This window comes from Enterobacter mori LMG 25706, assembly GCF_000211415.1.
In the GTDB taxonomy this organism is placed as follows: Bacteria; Pseudomonadota; Gammaproteobacteria; order Enterobacterales; family Enterobacteriaceae; genus Enterobacter; species Enterobacter mori.
In genome coordinates this window covers 492,418-511,310 of the sequence record NZ_GL890780.1, presented here as the reverse complement: position 1 = coordinate 511,310, position 18,893 = coordinate 492,418, and the positions used below count along the sequence as shown (strand labels likewise).

Below are 18,893 nucleotides of genomic sequence, written 5' to 3'. Positions count from 1 at the left end.
CCAGTGGTAATAACGCTCAGGATAGAGGATGAGTGGTTGAAAATGAAGCGAAGAGGGGCGGAATGAGGGGGATCTTTACGTTGGCTTACGTTCGAGTGTGATTCAGATGCTCCCTCTCCCTGTGGGAGAGGGCCGGGGTGAGGGCATCAGGCCGCAGTGGGCCTGATGACACTCTTAGTTACGGAACGGATTGCTGCCGGTGTTGGTACGTGCTGCCGTTGGCTGTGCAGCAGGGGTATTGCTATCACCGTTGAAGTTATCCACCGCGGCAACCTGCTGCGGGTTCTCCGGTGCAACGCTTTCCGGTGAGGTCGACACTGGTTTGCCCAGCGTGCTGTTCAGCATCTGCAGATCCTGTTCGTTCAGCGTACCCAGCGCCTGCTTGATGTTCAGCTGGTTAATCAGGTACTGGTAACGTGCGCTGGAGAGCTGCTGTTTCGCGTTGTACAGCGTGGTGGTCGCGTCGAGTACGTCAACGATGGTACGCGTACCGACCGAGTAGCCCGCTTCCATTGCATCCAGGGAGCTTTGTGCAGACACAACGGCTTGTTTGTATGCGTTGATGCTGCTGATAGAGGCGTTCACGTTGTTGAAGGAAGAACGCACGGTCTGCACCACGTTACGGTGCGCGCTTTCCAGCTGCTCGCTTGCGCCAACAAAGTTGTACTGCGCCTGTTTCACCTGGGAGTTCACCATGCCGCCCTGGTACAGCGGCAGGGAGAAGCTCAGACCCACTTTGTTCTGACCCTGGTTGCTGTCGTCGTACTGGGCTGAGTTGGTTTTAGAACCGCTGTAGGTCGTATCAGAGACACCGGTAGAGGCGCTCAGGCTCAGGGTTGGCAGATGGCCATCCTGCGCCTGGCGAATCTGCTCGCGGGCCAGATCCTGGCTCAGACGCGCCTGCAATAACGCCAGGTTACGGTTTTCCGCTTCTTTCAGCAGGGCATTAACGGCCTGCGGCTTATCGGTTTTGAAGCTGTCCACGTTCAGGGAGGCCAGCTCAGGGTAGTAGTTACCGGTCACCTGACGAAGTGATTCCAGCGCGTTATCAAGGTTGTTACGCGCGGTGACTTCGTTGGCCAGTACGCTGTCGTACTGTGAACGGGCGTTCTGCACGTCGGTGATCGCCACCAGGCCCACGTTGAATCGCTGGGTGGTTTGATCCAACTGACGGTAAATCGCCTGTTTCTGCGCTTCGGTGTAGGAGAGCGAGTCAATCGCGCTCAGCACGTTGAAGTAAGCGGTGGCGGTATTGAGGATCAGCGTCTGCTGATCGGTCTGATACGTCACATCCTGAATACCCGCGCTCTTTTCCTGCAGGGTCAGGGCGCGCCATTTGGACATGTCAAACAGCGTCTGGGTTAACTGCAGTGATGCGCTGGTGGCATTGGAGTTAACGCCGTTAGCGTCGCGGAAACCGTTGCTGTAGGTATAATCTGCACCTAAACCTAACTGTGGCAGCAGCGGGCTACGCGCTTCGTTAATCTTTTCAAACGCAGCATCACGATCGGCCGCTGATTTACGTAAATCAGGGTTGCCCAGACGTGCCTGCTGGTAGACCTGTAACAGGTTTTCCGCCTGGCTCATTGCACTGAAGCCCGTCAGGCTCAGGCCGATAAGGATGGGGAGCAATTTCTTCATTTGCATTCCTTGTTGTGAAGCAGTATTAGCGCTGATCTAATTAAAAATAATTGCCGATTCTAACAGAATCATCCACACCAAAAGGTTGGCGTTACGTGCCATCTGGCGGTAATTTGCACCAATCTATCATATAGCCTTACAAACGGCAGCCAAACAGCCTTGAAATTCATCATTTCATCACCATTGCTACCAGGACATGACTTATGCAAAAAACAGAGAAGTTGCCCGTCACATTCGCCAAAAACGATGTAGAAATTATTGCACGAGAAACGCTTTATAGCGGTTTTTTTTCAATGGATCTTTACCGTTTCAGGCATCGCCTGTTTAACGGCGAGATGAGCGGCGAAATCAAACGCGAAATTTTTGAGCGCGGGCATGCTGCAGTCTTGCTACCCTTTGACCCAGTGCGCGATGAAGTGGTGCTGGTTGAGCAGATCCGCATCGCCGCTTATGACGTCAGCGAAAGCCCATGGCTGCTGGAGATGGTGGCCGGGATGATTGAAGAGGGCGAATCGGTCGAGGACGTTGCACGGCGCGAAGCGCTGGAAGAGGCAGGTCTGGTTGTTGGAAGAACAAAACCCGTGCTCAGCTATCTGGCAAGCCCGGGTGGCACAAGTGAACGGTTATCCATTATGGTGGGCGAAGTGGACGCCACGACCGCGGAAGGGATCCACGGTCTGGCAGATGAAAACGAAGATATTCGGGTTCATGTGGTGAGCCGGGAACAGGCTTACCAGTGGGTAGAAGAGGGTTCAATCGACAACGCAGCGTCTGTCATCGCCCTGCAATGGCTGCAACTGCATTATCAGACATTACGAAACGAGTGGAAAAAATGAAGCGCTATACACCTGACTTCCCAGAAATGATGCGCCTGTGCGAAACCAATTTCGCACAGCTGCGCCGCCTGCTGCCGCGAAACGACGCACCCGGCGAAACGGTAAGCTATCAGGTGAGCAACGCGCAGTATCGGTTAACGATAACAGAATCAACGCGCTACACTACGCTGGTAGAGATTGAGCAAACGGCCCCCAGCATTAGCTACTGGAGCTTGCCGTCGATGACGGTGCGTCTCTATCACGACGCGATGGTCGCTGAAGTGTGTTCGAGCCAGCAGATCTTTCGCTTCAAAGCGCGGTATGATTACCCGAATAAAAAGTTGCATCAACGCGACGAAAAGCATCAAATTAACCAGTTTTTAGCCGACTGGCTAAGATATTGTTTAGCACATGGAGCAATGGCGATTCCGGTTTGTTAGCGTCATAAACCTACCTAAGGACACCGTTTGGAAAGCCTGTTGAGCCTGACTGTTGCTGGTGGGGCGCCAGTCAGGATATTACAAATCACCGATACCCACCTGTTTGCCGAAAAGCATGAAACTCTGCTGGGCGTGAATACCTGGGAGAGCTATCAGGCTGTACTCAACGCGATTCACGCCGAAGATCGCGCCTGCGATCTGATTGTCGCAACGGGCGATCTGGCGCAGGATCAGTCCTCCGCGGCCTACCAGCATTTTGCTGAAGGCATCGCGAGCTTCAGTGTGCCTTGCGTATGGCTGCCCGGCAACCATGATTTCCAGCCTGCCATGTACAGCTCGCTCCTGGAGTCGGGCATCTCCCCGGCGAAGTGTGTTTTTGCAGGGGACCACTGGCAAATTTTACTGCTCGACAGCCAGGTCTTTGGCGTCCCGCACGGTGAGTTAAGTGAGTTTCAGCTTGACTGGCTCGAAACCAAACTGGCTGCCGAACCGGCACGCAATACGCTGCTGTTGCTTCATCATCATCCGCTGCCAGCGGGCTGCAGCTGGCTCGATCAACACAGCCTGCGTAACTCAGCTGCGCTGGACAGCGTGCTGGTGAACTTCCCTCGCGTGAAAAATCTGCTGTGCGGACATATTCATCAGGAACAGGATCTCGACTGGAATGGCCGCAGAATGCTCGCCACGCCGTCCACTTGCGTGCAATTTAAGCCGCATTGCGCCAACTTCACCCTGGACACCATCGCCCCAGGCTGGCGCTGGCTGGAACTGCATGCCGATGGCAACCTGACGACAGAAGTGTGCCGTTTGTCAGGCGCAAAATTCCGCCCCGATACCGCTTCAGAAGGCTATTGATGTCTACGCTTCTCTATCTTCACGGGTTCAACAGCTCGCCGCGCTCCGCGAAAGCGACGCAGTTTCGCCACTGGCTGAGCGAGAATCATCCGCACGTTGAGATGATTGTCCCGCAACTGCCGCCATACCCGGCGGAAGCGGCGGAGATGCTGGAATCGATCGTCCTCGAACACGGTGGCGAATCCTTTGGCGTGGTCGGTTCATCGCTGGGAGGATATTACGCCACCTGGCTGTCGCAATGCTTTATGCTGCCCGCAGTGGTGGTTAACCCAGCGGTACGGCCATTTGAGCTACTGAGGGACTTTCTTGGCGAAAACGAGAACCCCTACACCGGCCAACAATATGTGCTAGAGTCACGCCATATTTACGATCTCAAAGTTATGCAGGTCGACCCGCTTGAAGCGCCGGATCTCATCTGGCTGCTGCAGCAGACGGGTGATGAAGTGCTGGATTACCGCCAGGCAGTGGCGTATTACGCATCCTGCCGCCAGACTATAGAAGAGGGCGGAAACCATGCTTTCACGGGCTTTGAGGATCATTTCACCCAGATTGTCGATTTTCTTGGACTGCACAGCCACTGACAATCAATGCGAATTGCTAGCTTAAATCATGACGCAAACCTATAACGCTGATGCCATTGAGGTACTCACCGGGCTTGAGCCGGTTCGCCGCCGCCCGGGGATGTACACCGATACGACGCGCCCAAACCGCCTGGGCCAGGAAGTTATTGATAACAGTGTGGACGAAGCGCTGGCAGGCCATGCCAAACGCGTTGACGTTATCCTGCACGCCGATCAGTCGCTGGAAGTTATCGACGACGGGCGCGGCATGCCGGTGGATATCCACCCGGAAGAGGGCGTGCCTGCCGTTGAGCTGATCCTCTGTCGTCTGCATGCTGGAGGTAAGTTCTCCAACAAAAACTACCAGTTCTCCGGTGGTTTGCACGGCGTGGGCATTTCCGTCGTGAACGCCCTGTCCAAACGCGTGGAAGTGAACGTTCGTCGCGACGGCCAGGTCTATAACATCGCCTTTGAAAACGGCGATAAGGTGCAGGATCTGCAGGTTGTCGGCACGTGCGGCAAACGCAACACCGGCACCAGCGTCCACTTCTGGCCTGACGAAAGCTTCTTCGACAGCCCGCGTTTTTCTGTTTCTCGCCTGACGCACCTGCTGAAAGCCAAAGCGGTGCTGTGTCCGGGCGTGGAAATTACTTTTACAGACCACGTTAACAATACCGCACAAACCTGGTGCTACGCCGATGGTCTGAACGACTACCTGTGCGAAGCGGTAAACGGCCTGCCAACGCTGCCGGAAAAACCGTTTGTCGGTAACTTTAGCGGCGATACAGAAGCCGTGGACTGGGCGCTGCTGTGGCTGCCGGAAGGCGGCGAGCTGCTGACCGAAAGCTACGTTAACCTGATCCCGACCATGCTGGGCGGTACGCACGTCAACGGCCTGCGTCAGGGGCTGCTGGACGCGATGCGCGAATTCTGCGAATACCGCAACATCCTGCCGCGCGGCGTGAAGCTGTCTGCGGAAGATATCTGGGATCGCTGCGCCTACGTGCTCTCCGTGAAGATGCAGGATCCGCAGTTTGCCGGTCAGACCAAGGAGCGCCTGTCGTCACGTCAGTGCGCGGCGTTCGTTTCCGGCGTGGTGAAAGATGCATTTACCCTGTGGCTGAACCAGAACGTTCAGGCAGCAGAAATGCTGGCTGAAATGGCGATCTCCAGCGCCCAGCGTCGTCTGCGTGCCGCGAAGAAAGTGGTGCGTAAAAAGCTGACCAGCGGCCCCGCGCTGCCGGGCAAGCTGGCGGATTGTACCGCGCAGGATCTCAACCGTACCGAGCTGTTCCTCGTGGAAGGGGACTCGGCGGGCGGATCGGCCAAGCAGGCGCGCGATCGTGAATATCAGGCGATCATGCCGCTCAAGGGTAAGATCCTGAATACCTGGGAGGTCTCTTCTGATGAAGTGCTGGCCTCGCAGGAAGTTCACGATATCTCGGTGGCGATCGGCATCGATCCGGACAGTGACGATTTGAGCCAGCTGCGCTACGGCAAAATCTGTATCCTCGCGGATGCGGACTCCGATGGTCTGCACATCGCCACGCTGCTGTGCGCGCTGTTCGTGAAGCACTTCAAAACGCTGGTGAAAAACGGCCACGTTCACGTGGCGCTGCCGCCGCTCTACCGTATCGATCTCGGTAAAGAGGTTTACTACGCGCTGACGGAAGAGGAAAAAGCGGGCGTGCTGGAACAGCTGAAGCGCAAGAAGGGCAAACCGAACGTGCAGCGCTTTAAAGGGCTGGGCGAGATGAACCCGATGCAGCTTCGCGAAACGACGTTGGATCCGAACACGCGCCGTCTGGTACAGCTAACGATCAGCGACGAAGACGAACAGCAAACCAACGCCATGATGGATATGCTCCTTGCCAAGAAACGTTCGGAAGACCGACGTAACTGGCTGCAGGAGAAAGGCGATATGGCTGATATTGAGGCCTGATGCCCTCACCCTAACCCTCTCCCACAGGGAGAGGGAATGGATCGTAGGCCCGATAAGCGTTAGCGCCATCGGGCTTTTTTACGTCAAAACTCCATCTTCACCGTAAACTGCACTTCGCGCGGATCGCCAATCTGGTTGCCCAGGTTGTTGGTCGCAATGGACGACGTGTAGTAGGTCTTATCAAACAGGTTTTTCACGTTCACCTGCAGCGTCACCGGATACTGTAGCTTCATCTTATACGCCGCAAACGCATCCGCCACGAAATAGCCCGGCAGATAGTAATCCGCACCGTTGGTTGCGGAACGACGGCTTACGCCGTGCCCGCCGCCGCCCAGCGTCAGCGTATTCCCGGCAAACGCATTGTGAATATCGTAGGTCAGGAACAGGGAGCCGGTATGGCGCGGCACGTTCGGCAGCGGTTTGCCCGCATAGTCCGGGTCTTCCAGCACCTTCGCGTCGGTATAGCCGTAGCTGGCAATAATGTTGGTGTTCTCAGTCAGCGACCCCGCAAGATCCACTTCTACGCCCTGAGAGCGCACGCGGCCTGCGGTTTTGGCGATGGTTTCATCACCCACGCTTTCAGTGTACAGCACGTTGCGCTTGTGGATATCAAACAGCGCAATGTTGGCGGTAATGCCGTCGAAAAGGTCAAACTTAGCACCAATTTCATACGCATTCGACGTTTCCGGCGGTAGGTCGCCGATGTAGCTCGCAATGGACGACTGCGGCATAAACGTCTGGGAATAGTTGGCAAATAGCGAGACTGCCGGGGTGAGTTTGTACACCAGCCCCAGCTTAGGCGTCCATTGGTCGTCGCGGCTGTCGGTATTCACGTTAAACGGACGGCCTTTCCCCGCGTACTGGGTGTAATACTGGTAGCGCAGTCCGGCGACAGCGATCCATTTATCGGTCAGGTACAGCGCGTCCTGCGCGTAGGCGGAGTAGCTCTCCTGCTTGATGGTCTGGTCGCTGTCGGACGCCGAGACGGTGGTGCACTTGTCGAGATTCCCATACGTCGGATTGTAGATATTGAAACCTTTGACGTTCTTACAGCGCATCATATCCGTGCGCAGCAGATCGTAATTCTCATACGACACGCCGGTCAGGATCTCATTGTAAAAGCCCGCGATGTCCACGTTCCCCTGCAGATCCGCCCGCGTCGTATGCATCCGCTGGGTGGAGCCCTGAGTGGCATCCACGCGGCGGGTCAGGTTGCCGGTTTTTGAATCGTAGGCCATCACGCGCGCCTGGTTATCGCTGTACTTATCCTGGCTGTAGCTGTAGTCGAACTTCGCAGTCCACTGGCTGTTAAGACGATATTCCGCGTTGAGCTGCGCGAGATCGGACTGCCCGTCGGTAACGTTAAACGATTCGTCAAAGCGGGTTTTGCGATCGACGTCGACAGCTTTTTTGGTGTTGAGATCGAAGATCGTTCCGCGATCGAACGGCGTTTTATAGTCGCGATGCGAATAGAGCACGGTCACGGTGGCGTCATCGCCAAACCAGGTGAGCGACGGGGCGATAAAGGTGCTGCGTTCGCTGCCGAAATTGCGCCAGTAGTCTTCGTCCTGATATTCCCCCGTCAGGCGATACGCCAGGCGCGTGCCGTCAATCGGGCCGGTGACGTCAAACTGTCCGGTACCGCCGCCAAAGCTAGTCGAGGTGGCAGAAATCGAGCCGCCGAAGGTTTTCTCCGGGCGTTTGGTGACGACGTTAATCAGGCCACCGGGGTCGAGAATACCGTACAGGGTTGAGGCCGGGCCTTTCAGCACCTCCACGCGTTCGGTTGAGGCGTTAAAGCTGCGCGGCAGCACGGTGCGCAGGCCGTTGGTCATGATCGAGCCGTCGCGGTTCGCGCCAAAACCACGGCGCACAAAGGCATCCTGCGTGCCGCCCAGGGTGTTGGTCTGCACCACGTTGCTGACGTTATACAGCGCCTCGTCGAGCGTGGTCGCGTTTTGGTCTTCCAGCACGTTATTGCTGACGGTATTGACCACCTGCGGGATGTCCAGCATCGGCATGTTGGTCAGCGTGGCGGTGGAGGTGTTCAGGGGCTGATAGCCGCTGGTGGCGTCGAGAGTCGCATTCGGATCGGCGGTAACGGTCAGGGTCTCGCCGTCGTTTGCCGCTGCGTGTACCAAAGGTGCCATAAACAACAGAGAAAAGAGCGCGCGCCCTTTTACCCCAGAGAATGAAGGTGTGAACTTAGCCATTACATCTGTTTTCCCAGAATATCCGGCGAAACCATCTTCGCGGAAAAATGTGTGAGTCATTGCCCTTACGGTCTGTTCGTTAGCCTGAATGGCATCGAACTTGTAATTGAGAATCATTCAATCATGCGGGATTGTAGTAGTAAATGGAAAAAGTAAAAAAATGACTACAGTGATTTCCGTATCGTTAAAATCAAAGTGATTAGCATTTAACCTATTAAAATTAATCGGTTTTTACTGATTTTACTTTGCGTGACCTGTTGCGATCACCCCTGGTTTATCCAGGGCTTTTATTCACTTGACTACTACATGGCGCAGCGGCAAACTTCTCAAAAGAGAATGAGTTTTATTTTTATTTATTGGTTTTTCATTACGTTGGCATTCACGTGGCGCATAACACGACAAAACCGGGACTGGTTCTGGAGAATCTCTCTGCGGGTTATCACAAAAAAATCATCGTTGATGATATCTCCCTCGCGATCCCGCAACGGAAGATGACCGTTCTGGTGGGGGCGAACGGCTGTGGCAAATCCACGCTGTTGAGCACCCTCGCGCGTCTGCTACAGCCGCTTGGCGGCAGCGTCGTGCTGGATGGCAAAGCCATTCATGAACAGCCGACCAAAGCGGTCGCCCGTCAGCTTGGCATTTTGCCGCAGTCTCCGCTGTTGCCGGAGGGGTTAACCGTTTTTGAACTGGTTTCGCGCGGGCGCTTTCCCTGGCAGAACTTTATGCGTCAGTGGAGTGATGAAGACGAGCTGGCGGTGGAGGAGGCATTACGCCTGACCGGAACGGCAGAGTTTGCTCATCTGCCGGTTGAAAGCCTGTCCGGCGGTCAGCGTCAACGCTGCTGGATCGCCATGGCGCTGGCGCAGCAAACGCCGTATATCCTGCTGGATGAGCCCACGACGTATCTCGACCTTCGCTATCAGGTGGAGATCCTGGAGCTGCTGCACACCCTGACCCGCCAGCACGGGCGCACCGTGGTGGTGGTGCTGCACGATCTCAACTTTGCCGTGAACTACGGCGATTCGCTGGTCTTTTTACGCCAGGGCAAAGTCGAGGGGGTATTACATGAAGGCGACACCTGCACGCCGTCGCTGATCAAAACGGTGTTTGACGTTGACGTACATATGTCCGTTAACCCAATGACCGGAAAGCCGTTTTTTATGCCGTTTCGAAAGGTCGCAGAACAACCATGATGCGCGCCTCTCTGGCATTCCTTGTATTCACATTGCTGCTGGCGATGGGCGCGATTGCACATTTGGGCATCGGCGCGCGCTTTATCGCTCCCCGGACGGTAGTGGATGCATTCTTCCATTTCGATCCGCGCAATTTCGACCATAACGTGATTATCAGGCTCCGGCTGCTGCGTCTCTGCGCCGCAATGGTGACTGGCGCCGCGCTCGGCGTGGCGGGCGTGCTGCTGCAGTCGGTGATCCGTAACCCGCTCGGCGAGCCGCATATTCTGGGGCTGAATGCAGGGGCGGCGCTGGCGGTGGTGATCGTCAGCGCGCTTGGGCTGTCGCTGCCGTTTGGTCGCCCGCTCGTTGCCGCCGTCGGTGCCGCGGCGCTGTTTCTGCTGGTGCTGATGTTCTCCTCGTCTGGTCGCACCGGGCTGACGCCGATGAAAGTCATGCTGTGCGGCGTGGCGATGTCGGCATTTGCTTCATCGGTGACTGCCGCGATATTAATCCTTGATGAACAGACGCTGCTCGCCATGCGCACCTGGCTGGCTGGAGATTTAGCGGGGCTCAGCGCCGGGACGATAGGGAGCGCGGCAGGGGTTGCTGCCGCTGGCTTTGCGCTGGCGCTGTGGCTCTCGCCCTCGCTCAACATGCTGGCGCTGGGCGACAGAATGGCGCAGGGGCTTGGCGTCTCATTGCTGAAAACGCGCCTGTTCGCGCTGCTGGCGATTGCACTGCTCTGCGGCGCGGCGGTCTCCATCGCCGGGCCGATTGGTTTTATCGGCCTTGTGGTACCACAGCTGATCCGCCGCCTGGTGACGGTGGACATCCGCGCAATGGTGCCGCTTTCGGCCCTGTGTGGGGCGCTGGTTCTCCTGCTGGCGGATGTTGCCGCCCGCACGCTGTTTACGCCGTATGAGCTGGCAACCGGCGTTATGACCGCGCTGGTCGGTGCGCCCGTCTTTATCTTCCTGGCGTCGAGGATGTTCAAATGAGCCGGGCGGGACTGCGTGCGGTACGCGTCGGCCCCCTTTCGGCGCTGGTTCGTCCAAAAGCGCTGGCATGCCTGGCATTTTTATCGCTGGCTGCCTTCTTGCTGCTCAGTTTTGGTCTGACCCACGGCTCGCTGCCCATTCCAGCCTCCGCCGTCGGGCGCGCGCTGTTTTATCCGCAGACGCTGGAAGCAGAGATGCATTACATCGTGATGGATATCCGTCTGCCGCGCCTGCTGATGGCGTTGCTGTGCGGCGCGATGCTCGGTATGGCGGGGGCGGCGATGCAGTCCATCACCCGCAATGGCCTTGCCGACCCCGGGCTTATCGGCGTGAAAGAGGGCTGTAGCGCGGCGGTGCTGTTGCTGATTTTTCAGTTCCCGGCGCTTAGCCTGTACTGGCGACCGCTGGTCGGCATGGCCGGTGGGCTGCTGACCGCGCTGCTGGTGGTGGCGCTGGCACGCGATATTTCCCGTCCGCGATTCATCCTGAAGGGTATCGGCGTGTCATGGGCGTTTGCCGCCGCAATGGGTGTTTTTATGACTACCGCGGACGTGCGCGACGTGCAGACCGCGATGCTGTGGCTGGCGGGAAGCCTGCATGCGGCAAACTGGATGCTGGTCAGTATTGCTGCCGCCTGGGCGCTTCCCGCGTTCGCGCTGCTGCTCTTTACCGCACGCGCCGCCGACGTGGCGTTGCTGGGTAACCACACCGCGACCGGGCTTGGCGTGCGCACTTCACGACTTGCCTTGCTGCGCGTGCTTGCACCGGTCGTGCTCACCGCGGCCTGCGTCTCCTGTGTGGGGGGGATGGGTTTCGTGGGGCTGATTGCACCGCATATGGCGCGCCTGCTGCTGCGCGGTGGGCAAACAGCATTGCTGACGGGAAGCGCCGTGCTGGGCGCGCTGCTGGTGCTGCTGGCGGATAACGTCGGGCGTCTGGCATTTTTGCCGCTACAGCTGCCGGCGGGGATTGTGATTTCACTGATTGGCGGGCCGTTTTTCCTGCTACTGCTCTGGCAGCGTCGGGACCGATTTTAGAGGGGGTGTGATGCGCGTACTTTTGACAATGCTGTTGCTGGTAGGGTTTGTGGCGAGTGCGGCGGAACCGACGCAGACGTTTACAGATGATCTGAACCGCAACGTGGTAGTGCCGGTCCATCCGAAGCGGATCGTCTCGTTGCACGATTTGGATATCACCATCCCGCTGATTGAGCTTGGGGTACCCCCGGTTGCCAGCCATGGCCGCACCCGACCGGACGGCAGCCATTTTCTGCGTTCCAGCGGCATGTTAACCGGCGTCGATTTTGATAATTCCGACATCAAATTCATCGGCACTGCGGATATCGACATTGAAGCCATCGCCGCCGCGAAGCCGGACCTGATCATCACCGAGCCGACCCGTAACACGCCGGTAGAACAGCTGGAAAAAATTGCCCCGACGGTGAGCATCGATCACCTCGACGGCGGTGCGCCCGAAATCTACCGCAAGCTGGCGCAGCTCACCGGTACGCAGGCGCGGCTGAAGGTTCTGGAACGTCGCTATCAGGAGCAAATCAAGGCCCTGAAAGCGACTATCGACACCCGCACGTTAACCGTGTCGGTGATTCAGGCCAATCAGGGAAAAATCAACGCCATGCACAGCTACCACTCGCTTGGACGCGTGCTGCGCGACGCAGGATTCACGTTTCCACCGCTGATTGAGAGCATCCCGGACGGTGGGCGTATCGACGTCAGCGCCGAGCGCCTGCCGGAGCTGGATGCCGATTTCATCTTCGCCACCTGGCGCGGCGATACCGGCGGCAAGCCGCAGGACGAGCTGGCGGCGATGGACGCGGTGATGCCAGGCTGGTGCCAGTTCCTCAACGCCTGCCGCACCGGGCATTACGTGCTCATCTCACGCGAGGAGGCCATCTCGAACTCGTTCGCCTCGTTAGGCCTGATGGTCGCGCAGGTGCAGTCGCAGATTGCGGGACGTCCGCTGCCGGAGGCATCACAGTGATCCGCAAAGTCGATGTGTACGGTGACCGCTTCCGTTCGCGGGCGAACCAGCTCACGCCACGGCTGCTGCTGGTGGCGCGCTATATCAATGAAAATCGTGAAGCGGTCATGGAGCAGACGGCGATGGAGATCGCGACACTGCTTAACACCTCAGATGCCACTGTCGTTCGCGCTATCCAGGCGCTCGGTTTTGCCGGATTGCGCGATCTGAAGCAGACGCTCGAGCAGTGGTTCGGCCCGGTGGTGACTTCCAGCGAGAAAATGTCTTCCACGGTGAATACGCTGACCAGCGATGTGAATACGAGCATAGATTTCGTGCTGGAGGGGCATCGACACACCTGCGAGGTGCTGTCTGAACCCCACAACCGCTATGCGATGGCGCAGGCCGTGTCGCTGCTGGCACAGGCGAGGCAGGTCGCTATTTTTGGCATTGGCGCATCCGGTATTCTGGCCGATTACACTGCCAGGTTGTTCAGCCGTATGGGACTTCCTGCGATCCCGCTCAACCGCACCGGGATAGGGCTTGCCGAACAGCTTATTGCGCTTCAGCGCGGCGACGTGCTGATGATGATGGCGCAGAAATCCGCGCACCGGGAAGGGCAGACCACGCTGCGCGAGGCGAAACGTCTGGGCATTCCCACCATTTTGCTGACTAACGCGACTGACTCGCGATTCAGTAAAGAGGCCAGCGTGGTGATCCACGTTCCGCGCGGCGGCGAGAAGGGCAAAATTCCGCTCCACGGCACGGTGCTGCTGTGCCTTGAAATGATTATTTTGTCCGTCGCCTCCACCGAGCCGCAGCGCACCATTAAGTCGATGAAGCGCATCAACGAGTTACATCGTGGATTAAAGCCGGGGAAGAAGAGTGGTTGATTTTCCTCCTCTCCCTGTGGGAGAGGGCGTCAAACCGCACGATGGTTCTTCCTGTACTGCAGCGGCGTCTCGCCAATCCCTTTTTTAAACGCGCTGATGAACCACGTCACGTCGGAGAACCCCGTCTGCGCCGCGATGTCTCGCACGCTCGAATCCGTGTGAAGTAAACACTCGCAGGCCTTACGCAGCCGTAACGTGTTGAGATAGTCGTGGATCTTCTCGCCCGTCTCCGCATGGAATTTTCGCGACACGTAGCTGCGCGATTTGCCCAGCTCTGCGGCCAGCGCGTCCAGGCGGAACTTCTCCTGATAGTGCTCATCCAGCCAGAACATCACCTGGCTGGCGATCCCCTGGCTGCTGCCCGGCGTGCCGTCGCGATCGTCGGGCAGCATGGCAAACAGGCCGATCAGCAGCCCGGCAATGGCCTCGCTGTTCATGGGCGACTGATAACAGCCCAACAGATGATCGACATGGTGATGGCAATGTGCCAGGTCAGCGACCCACGCCTCACCGCCGCGGCGTGAAAGCCGCTCCAGCCGCTGCCGGGTTTGCGGGAAATCACGCAGGTTTTTCAGCACGGCGTGATGATCGAGATGAATGATGGTGCGCCGGTAAATGGCCTCCGCCTGCGCGTCCACCATCACCTTGTGCAGGGTAAAGGGTGGGAAGAAAAACAGCCGGCCGGGGCGCATGGTGTAATGCCGGTTGTCGACAATCGCGACGCCAAACCCTTCTTCCACATAGAGAATTTCCAGACACTGATGCCAGTGGTGGTAACGCACGGTATTGGCGAACAGGCGGCTGAACGACACCACGGTGTCGTTTAGGGTAATCAGCTCCAGATGATCGGACGTTGGCGTGTCGCGCATAGTGCAATAGAACTCAACTTTTTCCCGTCAGATGCTATTTATAAACCACCTTTTTAAATTTTCTTAACTGTAGGTTTATTCATCGTTCTCACCTGTGACGCGGCTAACATTTCTGCCCCTTGCGGATTCACTATGCTTTGCCGCAGTTGATGACGAGGGCAAACCTATGTGGGCGGCAAACAAAGAAAAATCAAATCCGTTGTCTTCACGCCGGGACGTGGTGGCGTATTTAAACGGGATGCTGGGCGCGCTGGATAAGCAGTTTCCGCCGGGCAGTTCACGTTTTTCACTGGGCGAGACCTGCGCGCACTACGCGACGGATATCGCGCAGATGGAAGGGCTTTCCCGCGCGCTGTGGGGGCTGTTTCCGCTGATGGCGGGCGGCGAGGGCGAGTCGTGGAGTGAGAAATATCTGGACGCCATCAAACTGGGCACCGATCCGCAAAGTGCGGGCTACTGGGGTGAAACCGGCCCCTACGATCAGCGTCTGGTGGAGATGGCGGCCTACGGTCTGGGGCTGTCCCTGCTGGGTGACAAACTCCTCGAGCGTTTCACCGAGCGCGAAGTGATGAACCTCCACGCCTGGCTCAGCCAGATTACCGACGCGCAGATGCCGGACAGCAACTGGAACTACTTCGCCATCATGGTCCAGCTTGGATTCAAGCGCGCGGGGCTGCCGTATGATCAGCGCGCCATCGACCATCGCTTTGCGCTGATGGACGCGTACTATCTGGGCGACGGCTGGTATTCCGACGGTCCGGGGCGTCCGAAAGATTATTACATTTCAATGGCCTTCCACTTCTACGGGCTGATCTACGCCGCCCTGAGCGGCGACGAGGCGAGGGCGGACGTGCTGCGCGAGCGCTCGCGTCTGTTCGCGCAAGACTTTATCTACTGGTCCGCTGCCGACGGTGCCTCGGTGCCGTTTGGCCGCAGCCTGACTTACCGTTTTGCCATGGTCGCGTTCTGGAGCGCGGTGGCTTTTTCCGGGCTGGAGGTGTTCACGCCGGGCATCGTGAAGGGCATTATTCTGCGCCATCTGCGCTGGTGGCAGCAGCAGCCGATTACCGATCGCGACGGCATTTTGACCCTCGGCTTTGCCTATCCGAACCTCGCGATGTGCGAGGACTATAACTCGCCCGGTTCGCCGTACTGGGCGCTGAAAACCTGGCTCATTCTGGCGCTGCCGGAGACGCACCCGTTCTGGCTGGCCGATGAGGAGCCGCTGCCCGCGCTGGCGGAAAAGCACGTGATTCCGCATGCCCGGCAGATCCTTATCCATGCGGAAAAGTCGCAGCACGTCACCATGCTCACCGCCGGACAGCTTGAGCTGAATAACTACGTCAATACCGACGCCAAATACACTAAATTTGCCTACTCCAGCCGCTTTGGTTTCACCATTGAGCGCGGGCGCTTTGGCCTGAAGCATGCGGCCTGTGATTCCATGCTGCTGCTGGCGGACGGAGACGATTACTACCGCGGTCGCCGCGAATGCGAAGCGGTGCGGGTGGATGAAAATTACCTCTACTCGCGCTGGTCGCCGTGGCACGACGTGCATATCGACACCTGGCAAGTGCCGTTCGGGGAATGGCATCTGCGCCTGCACCGCATCAACAGCGCACGCGCGCTGCAAACGGCCGAGGGTGGGTTTGCGGTGATGAAAACCGAACACCAGATCCGCGAGCGCGGCTGTTATCTGGCAGCCGAGAACGGCAGCAGCGTGATTGTCGATCTGTCGCCCGCCATCACGCGCCTGCCGGACAGCATCGTTACGCCGCCGAACAGCAGCATCATGTTCCCGGAGTGCGCCACCATTCCGCTGTTAAAAACCGATATCCCTCAAGGCGAAAGCTGGCTCTGCTGCGCCGTCTTTGCCAGCGAAAAGCAAAATAGTGCGGCCAGGCCGCACCTGAATATCACTCAAAACCAGGTCGAGATCCGCGAACCTGGAGGCGAACGTCAACTGTCGTTCACATTATAAAAATTCTGATCCTACACCTCGGCGAGGATGGTATGAAAAATACATCGATAACCAACAGAACCGAATATAACAAAATCAGCAGTTTTATTTTTCTCTATTTCTTTACCTGGTCCGCCAGTATTGGTCTGCTGGCTATCTGGCTCGGTCAAAAAGCGAATCTCAGCGGGGCGGTGATCGGAACCGTATTCGCGGTGAACGGTATTTTCTCCGTTATTCTCAAACCCATCTACGGCTATATTCTCGATAAAATCGGCATGAGCAAATACCTGCTCTATTTTGTGGTCGCCATGTCGGCCCTGATGGCGCCGTTCTTTATTTACGTCTATCAGCCGCTGTTAATCTCCAACGCCATGTTGGGGATAATTATCGGCGCGCTCTATTTGAGCTTTGCCTGGTATGCGGGCGTGGCGGCGTGTGAATCCTATTCTGACCGCTTCAGCCGCCTGAACGGCATGGAGTTCGGGCAGATCCGCATGTGGGGCTCGCTCGGCTGGGCGGTGGCGTCGTCCTTCTCCGGCCTGCTGTTTAACCTCTCGCCTGCGTATAACTTTATTATGGGCAGCGTGACCTCTGTGGTGATGCTGATTGTCCTGCTCAGCCTGAAAGTGAACACTAACTCCGTTCACGCCGGTGAGGTGCTGACCAAAGAGAAAATCGCCCCTTCGGACGTGTACGCTCTGCTGCGCAGCCGTAAATTCTGGGCGTTCTGCCTGTACGTGGCGGGCGTGGCGTGGATGATGTTTATCGCCGAACAGCAGTTCTCGCGCTATTTCGTCACCTTCTTTGACGATATTCACCAGGGCAACGCGGTGTTTGGCTATTTAGGCACCGTGCAGTCCGGCATGGAGTTCGTCATGTATATGGTGATCCCGCTGTTCGTCAACTTTATTGGCGCCAAGCGCGGGCTGTTAATTGTCGGTCTGGTGGTGGGAGCGCGTCTGATTATTTCCGGCATGTGCGATTCACACCTGTTAATTTCCGTGCTTAAACCCCTGTACGGCCTGGAAATCTGTCTGCTGCTGGTCTCGGTGTTTAAATATATCGCTGAGCATTTCGATAAGCGCGTGAACGCCACCATGTATTTACTGGGCTATCAGGCAATGCTGTACGTCGGTAACGTGGTCATCTCTTCGCCTGCGGGATATATGTACGATCGCATCGGCTTTGAACAGACCTATATCATCATGGGCGCCACGGCGCTGACCTTTACCCTTATTTCTGCCTTCACGTTATCCGCCTGTCAGAGCAAATGGCGCGGGCCCCGCACGCTGAACGTAGCAGAAACCTCTACCCGATAATTACGCCGTCAAAGAAGGAACCGAAATATGTTAAGTCGTATCAAAGAGGAGCGCCTGCCCGCGATTGCCGCGCCCGTTGACCCACGCGCATTTAGCGATGAACTCAGCTCGGCACGCGGCCATGTCCTCGACCTGATTAGCCGTCATTTAACCGAATTCGGCGAGCAGTTCCCGGCAGAAACCTGTAAGGACGGTTTTTACCCGCTGACCGATAACGTGGAGTGGACCACCAGCTTCTGGACCGGCCAGCTCTGGCTGGCGTGGGAGATGAGCGGCGAGGCAAAATTCCGCGCGATGGCGGAAAAGCACGTGCGCTCGTTCGGCCTGCGCATCGCCGGACGCAATGACACCAACACCCACGACCTGGGCTTCCTGTACACGCTCTCCTGCGTGGCGGCCTGGCGGCTGACCGGGAATCGCGAGGCGCGCGGGTTCTCCCTGCTGGCGGCGGAAGCCTTGCTGGAGCGCTTCCATGAGAAGGCGAAGATCATTCAGGCGTGGGGCGATCTGGCCGATCCGGAACAGGCCGGACGCATGATCATCGACTGCAACATGAACCTGCCGCTGCTCTACTGGGCGACGGAACAAACCGGCGATCCGCGCTTTGCCGAGGCTGCAAAAGCGCACGTGATGCAGGCGGCGACGTATCTCATCCGTGAGGATGCCTCGACGTTCCACACCTACTATATGGATGTGAACACCGGTGCGCCGCGCTACGGCAATACCCAGCAGGGCTACGCCGACGATTCGTGCTGGTCACGCGGGCAGGCGTGGGGCATTTACGGCTTCCTGCTGAGCTATATCTATACCGGTGACGGGACGATGATCGCCCTGTCGAAGCGGCTGGCGAACTATTTCCTCAACCGACTGCCGGAGGATTCTGTCTGCCACTGGGATCTGGCGCTGGTGGGCACCGACGCGCTGCGCGATTCGTCCTCGGCGGCCATCGCGGTATGCGGGCTGCTGGAACTGGTGAAGCATCTGCCGGTTACGGATCCGGATCGCGAGCGCTATCTGGAGTGGGCGAAAGGGATCATGTCGTCGCTGACGAAGCACTATCTGATGGGCAAAGACGAGAAGGGCAATGGACTGCTGAAGCACTCGGTGTATCACCTGGCGAGCAATAAAGGGGTGGATGAGTGCGCAAGCTGGGGAGATTACTTCTACGTTGAGGCGCTGGTGCGCTTTACGCAAAGCTGGAAATCGTACTGGTAAAACAGTCGGGGGAGATCC

16 protein-coding genes are annotated in these 18,893 nt (G+C 57.5%); 13 read left to right on the top strand and 3 right to left on the bottom strand.

Features of this window, described 5'->3' with window-relative positions:
* Nucleotides 1-174: 174 nt before the first annotated feature.
* Nucleotides 175-1,641: an outer membrane channel protein TolC gene (gene tolC, locus ENTMO_RS0120630; RefSeq protein ID WP_010435647.1), complete on the bottom strand. Its 1,467-nt coding sequence runs from the start codon at nt 1,639-1,641 to the stop codon at nt 175-177.
* Between the two features lie 203 nt (nt 1,642-1,844).
* On the opposite strand from tolC, the gene nudF reads away from it, so the two are divergent.
* Genes nudF through parE form a run of 5 tightly spaced genes read left to right on the top strand, consistent with a single transcriptional unit; the run spans nt 1,845 to nt 6,253 of the window.
* Nucleotides 1,845-2,477 carry an ADP-ribose diphosphatase gene (gene nudF, locus ENTMO_RS0120625; protein ID WP_010435645.1) on the top strand — a complete coding sequence of 211 codons (633 nt, stop codon included), beginning with the start codon at nt 1,845-1,847 and terminating at the stop codon, nt 2,475-2,477.
* Nucleotides 2,474-2,896, top strand: a complete 423-nt coding sequence (locus ENTMO_RS0120620) for a DUF1249 family protein (protein ID WP_003862516.1) — start codon at nt 2,474-2,476, stop codon at nt 2,894-2,896. Before nudF ends, ENTMO_RS0120620 begins: the two co-directional genes overlap by 4 nt.
* Before the next feature lie 27 nt (nt 2,897-2,923).
* Nucleotides 2,924-3,751 carry a 3',5'-cyclic-AMP phosphodiesterase gene (cpdA, locus tag ENTMO_RS0120615; protein ID WP_010435639.1) on the top strand — a complete coding sequence of 276 codons (828 nt, stop codon included), beginning with the start codon at nt 2,924-2,926 and terminating at the stop codon, nt 3,749-3,751.
* Nucleotides 3,751-4,332: an esterase YqiA gene (gene yqiA, locus ENTMO_RS0120610; protein ID WP_010435638.1), complete on the top strand. Its 582-nt coding sequence runs from the start codon at nt 3,751-3,753 to the stop codon at nt 4,330-4,332. The genes cpdA and yqiA overlap by 1 nt, the downstream gene beginning before the upstream one ends.
* Before the next feature lie 28 nt (nt 4,333-4,360).
* The gene (gene parE / locus ENTMO_RS0120605) at nt 4,361-6,253 is read left to right on the top strand and encodes a DNA topoisomerase IV subunit B (RefSeq protein WP_010435636.1); all 1,893 of its coding nucleotides are present in this window, start codon (nt 4,361-4,363) and stop codon (nt 6,251-6,253) included.
* Between the two features lie 83 nt (nt 6,254-6,336).
* On the opposite strand, the gene ENTMO_RS0120600 is transcribed toward parE, so the two are convergent.
* Nucleotides 6,337-8,466 carry a TonB-dependent siderophore receptor gene (locus tag ENTMO_RS0120600; RefSeq protein ID WP_010435634.1) on the bottom strand — a complete coding sequence of 710 codons (2,130 nt, stop codon included), beginning with the start codon at nt 8,464-8,466 and terminating at the stop codon, nt 6,337-6,339.
* A 383-nt stretch (nt 8,467-8,849) separates the two neighbouring features.
* Here ENTMO_RS0120600 and ENTMO_RS0120595 point away from each other — a divergent pair, with 383 nt between their 5' ends.
* The 5 genes from ENTMO_RS0120595 to ENTMO_RS0120575 are packed head-to-tail and all read left to right on the top strand — an operon-like array spanning nt 8,850 to nt 13,512.
* Nucleotides 8,850-9,662, top strand: a complete 813-nt coding sequence (locus tag ENTMO_RS0120595; protein ID WP_010435633.1) for an ABC transporter ATP-binding protein — start codon at nt 8,850-8,852, stop codon at nt 9,660-9,662.
* Nucleotides 9,659-10,642: a FecCD family ABC transporter permease gene (locus tag ENTMO_RS0120590; RefSeq protein ID WP_010435632.1), complete on the top strand. Its 984-nt coding sequence runs from the start codon at nt 9,659-9,661 to the stop codon at nt 10,640-10,642. Before ENTMO_RS0120595 ends, ENTMO_RS0120590 begins: the two co-directional genes overlap by 4 nt.
* Entirely contained in the window at nt 10,639-11,679 is a 1,041-nt protein-coding gene (locus ENTMO_RS0120585) for a FecCD family ABC transporter permease (RefSeq protein ID WP_010435630.1), read from the top strand. Before ENTMO_RS0120590 ends, ENTMO_RS0120585 begins: the two co-directional genes overlap by 4 nt.
* Nucleotides 11,680-11,689: 10 nt before the next feature.
* A complete protein-coding gene (locus ENTMO_RS0120580; RefSeq protein ID WP_010435627.1) occupies nt 11,690-12,640 on the top strand; it encodes an iron-siderophore ABC transporter substrate-binding protein in 951 nt (316 codons plus the stop codon).
* Nucleotides 12,637-13,512 (top strand): MurR/RpiR family transcriptional regulator, encoded by an 876-nt coding sequence (locus tag ENTMO_RS0120575; protein ID WP_010435624.1) that lies wholly within the window; start codon nt 12,637-12,639, stop codon nt 13,510-13,512. The genes ENTMO_RS0120580 and ENTMO_RS0120575 overlap by 4 nt, the downstream gene beginning before the upstream one ends.
* A 29-nt stretch (nt 13,513-13,541) precedes the next feature.
* On the opposite strand, the gene ENTMO_RS0120570 is transcribed toward ENTMO_RS0120575, so the two are convergent.
* Entirely contained in the window at nt 13,542-14,381 is an 840-nt protein-coding gene (locus ENTMO_RS0120570; RefSeq protein ID WP_010435622.1) for an AraC family transcriptional regulator, read from the bottom strand.
* Nucleotides 14,382-14,547: 166 nt separating this feature from the next.
* On the opposite strand from ENTMO_RS0120570, the gene ENTMO_RS0120565 reads away from it, so the two are divergent.
* The 3 genes from ENTMO_RS0120565 to ENTMO_RS0120555 are packed head-to-tail and all read left to right on the top strand — an operon-like array spanning nt 14,548 to nt 18,875.
* Nucleotides 14,548-16,362 (top strand): DUF2264 domain-containing protein, encoded by a 1,815-nt coding sequence (locus ENTMO_RS0120565; RefSeq protein ID WP_010435619.1) that lies wholly within the window; start codon nt 14,548-14,550, stop codon nt 16,360-16,362.
* A gap of 32 nt (nt 16,363-16,394) precedes the next feature.
* On the top strand, nt 16,395-17,660 hold the full coding sequence (locus ENTMO_RS0120560; RefSeq protein WP_010435618.1) for an oligosaccharide MFS transporter: 1,266 nt from the start codon (nt 16,395-16,397) through the stop codon (nt 17,658-17,660).
* A gap of 27 nt (nt 17,661-17,687) precedes the next feature.
* Nucleotides 17,688-18,875: a glycoside hydrolase family 88 protein gene (locus tag ENTMO_RS0120555; protein ID WP_010435616.1), complete on the top strand. Its 1,188-nt coding sequence runs from the start codon at nt 17,688-17,690 to the stop codon at nt 18,873-18,875.
* The last annotated feature ends 18 nt before the right edge of the window (nt 18,876-18,893 follow it).

Excerpts from the sequence above, each read along its gene's own strand:
- tolC (WP_010435647.1), bottom strand. The coding sequence starts at position 1,641 with ATGAAGAAATTGCTCCCCATCCTTATCGGCCTGAGCCTGACGGGCTTC.
- nudF (WP_010435645.1), top strand. The coding sequence starts at position 1,845 with ATGCAAAAAACAGAGAAGTTGCCCGTCACATTCGCCAAAAACGATGTA.
- ENTMO_RS0120620 (WP_003862516.1), top strand. The coding sequence starts at position 2,474 with ATGAAGCGCTATACACCTGACTTCCCAGAAATGATGCGCCTGTGCGAA.
- yqiA (WP_010435638.1), top strand. The coding sequence starts at position 3,751 with ATGTCTACGCTTCTCTATCTTCACGGGTTCAACAGCTCGCCGCGCTCC.
- parE (WP_010435636.1), top strand. The coding sequence starts at position 4,361 with ATGACGCAAACCTATAACGCTGATGCCATTGAGGTACTCACCGGGCTT.
- ENTMO_RS0120600 (WP_010435634.1), bottom strand. The coding sequence starts at position 8,466 with ATGGCTAAGTTCACACCTTCATTCTCTGGGGTAAAAGGGCGCGCGCTC.
- ENTMO_RS0120590 (WP_010435632.1), top strand. The coding sequence starts at position 9,659 with ATGATGCGCGCCTCTCTGGCATTCCTTGTATTCACATTGCTGCTGGCG.
- ENTMO_RS0120585 (WP_010435630.1), top strand. The coding sequence starts at position 10,639 with ATGAGCCGGGCGGGACTGCGTGCGGTACGCGTCGGCCCCCTTTCGGCG.
- ENTMO_RS0120580 (WP_010435627.1), top strand. The coding sequence starts at position 11,690 with ATGCGCGTACTTTTGACAATGCTGTTGCTGGTAGGGTTTGTGGCGAGT.
- ENTMO_RS0120570 (WP_010435622.1), bottom strand. The coding sequence starts at position 14,381 with ATGCGCGACACGCCAACGTCCGATCATCTGGAGCTGATTACCCTAAAC.
- ENTMO_RS0120565 (WP_010435619.1), top strand. The coding sequence starts at position 14,548 with ATGTGGGCGGCAAACAAAGAAAAATCAAATCCGTTGTCTTCACGCCGG.
- ENTMO_RS0120560 (WP_010435618.1), top strand. The coding sequence starts at position 16,395 with ATGAAAAATACATCGATAACCAACAGAACCGAATATAACAAAATCAGC.
- ENTMO_RS0120555 (WP_010435616.1), top strand. The coding sequence starts at position 17,688 with ATGTTAAGTCGTATCAAAGAGGAGCGCCTGCCCGCGATTGCCGCGCCC.